At 43.1% G+C, this 436-nt stretch carries 1 protein-coding gene and 1 pseudogene; both read left to right on the forward strand.

The features are described from left to right. Window positions 1-4 precede the first annotated feature (4 nt). Window positions 5-169, forward strand: a complete 165-nt coding sequence (locus tag BWI97_RS29445) for a sigma factor-like helix-turn-helix DNA-binding protein (RefSeq protein WP_369826688.1) — start codon at window positions 5-7, stop codon at window positions 167-169. 26 nt (window positions 170-195) lie between these two features. After that, window positions 196-436, forward strand: a pseudogene (locus BWI97_RS26955) (hypothetical protein); the annotation flags it as partial.

Genomic DNA, 436 nt, shown 5'->3' on the forward strand with positions numbered 1-436 from the left:
TTTTATTGCCTGCCGAATCGAAGGCAAAAAGCAGGCTCTTGTCGCTTCTGAACTAGGATTATCCGTTAAAACGGTTGAAGTATACGTAGCTAGAGCTTTACAACAGGTTCGTCAGCACATGAAAAAAGCAGGACTACTGGTTTTAACGATACTTTTTAACGCCTTTTAACCTTCGATCCGACTCAATTGCATACCATGGAAACTATCATTACTAAATCCGTTTTTTTTACGTATCTCAACGGCCAGGCTACGGTTCATCAGAAGCAGCAGATCGGGCAATGGTTAATGAACCCGATCAATCAGGAGCAATATTTTACCTGGCTGGATGAATGGGAGCGGCAAAGCCTTCAAATGCAAACGAATCAAGATAAGGCCTGGGAAACGATTACCAATCAATTAGAGAATACCTCTCATGCACCCCTGCAAGTTCTGCCTC

The sequence above is a fragment of the Siphonobacter sp. BAB-5405 genome (assembly GCF_002872335.1).
GTDB lineage: Bacteria > Bacteroidota > Bacteroidia > Cytophagales > Spirosomataceae > Siphonobacter.